We start from the raw sequence: 3,579 nt of genomic DNA, 5'->3' as shown, positions 1-3,579 counted from the left end.
ACCGATGGGAATACCGCAAAGCCTGCCGCCTGCAGGAGGGTTCCAAGAAACCGCCGCCTGTGCATGCGCATTAACTTCCTCCGATCCCGAAACCTTCGGGATCCACAGCGAACCCTTATTTAGGATAGGTAGTTACTTACTCGAACCGGACAGGCTTCTGATGTAGACAACTAGGTCCTCGATCTGTTGATCGGTGAGCGCACCACCCCAAGGGGGCATGATGGGCGATTTGCCCATGGCCTGACCACCGAGCTTGATCGTGTCGAAGATCTGCTTATCCGTGAACTTGCCCATATACGCCGCATCGGTGTGGTCACGGGGCTTGACCGGCAGGGCAGCTGCACTCGGGCCATCACCCTTGCCCGACTGTCCATGGCACGCGCCACAGAACTGCTGGTATTTCTGCTTTCCCTTTGCCGCATCGCCTGCAGCCCAGGCGACTGACGGCAGAAAAACCGCCACCACACCGAGACACAACATCCATGTGCAACTCACGCGCATCACGTTTCCTCCTTATCACCGGTGGAATTACGGGCTTATCGACTAGGACGTCCCCTTTGGCAAGAAAATTCTTTCCGCGCGACCGGGATCACCCTTGCGCCCGACGCCGCGCCCACCGAAGTCCCCATAGCTCGAGCCCAACGACGCCAAGGGCCGCCAAGGGGGGATACACCCAGCGCTTTCGGGACGGCGGTGGTTCGAGAAGTAGATAGTACCAGGAGGAGAGCGACATTTGACTCCCCGCTTCTCCGGCCCCGCCGTCCCAGGCCATGAAGGCCACCGAAAGAAACTGGCCGACCGGGAACTCGAGATCGTGGGAATCTTCGGTGGCACGAGGGCGTTTGATAACCAGGCGGTACCGGCCGTCCCCGAACACGACCTTCCCTTTGGCCTGGAGCTGATCTCCTGTCTGCAGTGTGAGCTTGCCCACCCCGGCGGCGTTCGCCTCTGTCACCCCAGTGTCTCCGGACCACTGGAGAAGATAGGCCGGATTGCCGCTCTCCCCCATGAGGACGTAGGGACGTTCGGTACCCTCCGGGAGCCTGGCAGAAAACTGGAGGGCCACCTGGTCGGCAAACGTCTTGCCCTTGGGATCCCGTTTGGAGAAGGTGGAATCATCCCACGTGAGGTGGAAGGCGATCTCGGCTTCGGAATAGACCGCCCGCACCCCGATCATGTCGATGGAAGGGTTGAAGTTGCGAGGATCCACGATTACCTGGCCCGCCAGCGGAAAATTGGACTGCGGGATGCTCGACCAGAAGGAGTCGTCCGGGCCCAAGGGAATCTCCCCGGGGACCGGCTCGGCGGTAATGAGGGTTGCGTAGTCGGGTCCATCCGGTGAGAGGGAGCGGACGTAGTTGGCGAGGTGCCAGTTCTCCTCCATATTTTCAAAGACCCCTTCATACGATGGCATCGGCGTTCCGGCGAGCCCCGAAAGGAAGCGGGTCACAACATCCCGTGGCGTAGTGCCTCCCCGGTAGGTCCATGCCTTGGTGAGGTTCGTGGGGCGGATCGGATACCCCCAATCGTCCTCTAGTTCCGGGGCCGATTCGCCATCGCCGCGCCCTCCTTGACCATGGCAGGTGAAGCACTCCATGAGCTGATAGAGCTTCCGACCCTTTTCGATGGACTCCTCGGTCGCAGGGACCTCTCGCCCGACGTCGATCACCTGGCCCGGCGGCTCGCTGCCGAAGCGTGGCGAGAATGTCTTGAGATAGGCGGTGAGGGCCCGGCGGTCGCCTTCGGGCAGCTGACGCCAGCTCGGCATGGAACTCCCCGGCATCCCATCGGTGATGACCCGAAAGAGGTCTGCATCGGTTGGGAGTTGTCCCGAGCCCGTGGTGCGGATCTTATAAAACCCTCGCGTGAAGTCCCGGGGCTTGGGATCGAGGTGGACTGCTCCAGGACCATCCCCCTTCCCCTCGGCACCGTGACAGAGAGCGCATTTCTTCTCGTAGACTGCCTTGCCTCGGGTGACGTCGCCAGCCTGCTGTGCCTCTGCCAGCGGTTGGCTCAAGAGTGCACGCACACCCCGAGAGTAAATCAATCTCGGGGAACCTTGGATCTCTGGCCGAGAGGGGGGAGGAGCACTCGATGCGTGAGTCTCCCACCGACGTGGCTGGTAGCCCGTGGCGTCGTAGAGGTACATGATCACCTTCCAGATCTCGTCCTCGCTGAGCCGGTCCTCCCACGCAGGCATAACCGAGTTCCAGGGCGTGGACTCCCTTGGGAGACCTGCCCCCCCTTTCGCAATCCGCCAGAAGAGATAGGATTCCTGGAGCATGGCGATCGTACCGGGGTCCGTGAAGTCGGCGGGAGGGGGGTTGAAGGCGTGGGCGAAGTGGCCGCCGCCATCCAAGTCATCGCCGTGGCAGAAGAAGCAGTTCTTGATATAGATCGCCGCTCCCTCAGCCACATACTTTTTATAATTGGCGGCATCCTTCCGAAACGGATTGTCGAGCCCCTGGATGTCGATGGCCTTCCCTCGGAACGTAATGGAGGCCGGTGGTGCCGGATGGACAGCGCGGAGCTCAACCGGCTCCGCGGTCTTCGAGGCTGCCTGGGTGTAAGCGTATACGCCTGCCAGGATCGGGAGGAGCACCATGAGCACACTGCGAATCGGCCGTTTGTTCTCGTCCAACAGCGTGGATTGAATGGGGGAGAGGAACGCACGCCAGGAGTCGGAATCTGAAGAGACGTAGACGAATACGGCAAGCAGCACCACCGCCATGTAGAGCTTGACCACGCTCCAGGGTGCGGGAGGCCGAATCCCGAAACGGAAGACCAGATACATGGTCACGACCACCAACACTGCCTGGAGGAGCTTCGACCGGAGGAGGGTCATGGCTTCTTCGCGGTGGAACCCGAAGCCCCGTCCTCACCCTTGAGGCTCAGAAGGAAAGAAACCAAGTCAACATACTCCTTGGCGGTCAGCACCTGACCAAACGTCGGGGGCATCAAATTAGGGGGGTAACCGACCACGGTCCCCATTCCCGCGGGATTGAGAATCTTCGCCATGATGTACTCCGGCGTTTGAATCCTGGCAATCTGGGAGAGGTCCGGCCCCAAAGGAGAGGCGCCGATGGCGCCCGCTTTATGGCAGGCGATGCACCCGCCCTTGCCCATGAATACCGCCTGGCCCGCCTTTGGATCGCCGGGGAGCTTCAGCTCGGCCACCGGCGCGCCCTCCCCTATGGCCTGTGCCCCTGCAGTTTCGGGAATGTCCTGCAGTTTTACGTCCACGGTCCCACCCAGAGACTCCAGGAATGCCACGACCGCCCAGATCTCAGATCGGTTCAGCCCGATGGGGGGTCGGTCTATTTTCGGCATGATCTTCGGAAACCCCTCCACCACGTACGCCCCTGGGTTCAGGAGAGACTCGACGAGGTAGGCCATCGCGCTCACCCCTGGCTTTCGGGCGGCTGCTCGCGCCCCGATCCCGGCCAAATCGGGCGCGCGGGCGCCCACTTGACCTATCCGATGGCAAATCGTGCATGTGCCTTTCGCCTTGAAGATCTGCTCCCCGATCCGAGCCAGCTGCTCCGGGGTCACCTTCCCTTCCTCGAGGGAGATCTCCTC

General features: G+C 61.6%; 3 protein-coding genes. All 3 read right to left on the bottom strand.

Annotation, left to right across the window (positions count from 1 at the left end; translation table 11 throughout):
- Positions 1-132: 132 nt before the first annotated feature.
- Positions 133-501, bottom strand: a complete 369-nt coding sequence (locus O6929_12310) for a c-type cytochrome (protein MCZ6481170.1) — start codon at positions 499-501, stop codon at positions 133-135.
- A gap of 88 nt (positions 502-589) precedes the next feature.
- A complete protein-coding gene (locus O6929_12305; GenBank protein MCZ6481169.1) occupies positions 590-2,845 on the bottom strand; it encodes a c-type cytochrome in 2,256 nt (751 codons plus the stop codon).
- Positions 2,842-3,579, bottom strand: a 738-nt coding sequence (locus O6929_12300; GenBank protein ID MCZ6481168.1) for a cytochrome c, incomplete at its 5' end; no start/stop codon positions are given. The genes O6929_12300 and O6929_12305, both read right to left, overlap by 4 nt.

Source organism: Candidatus Methylomirabilota bacterium, from assembly GCA_027293415.1.
Classification (GTDB): domain Bacteria; phylum Methylomirabilota; class Methylomirabilia; order Methylomirabilales; family CSP1-5; genus CSP1-5.
Note: the sequence above shows the minus strand (reverse complement) of the source record. Positions and strands in the feature narration are given on the sequence as shown.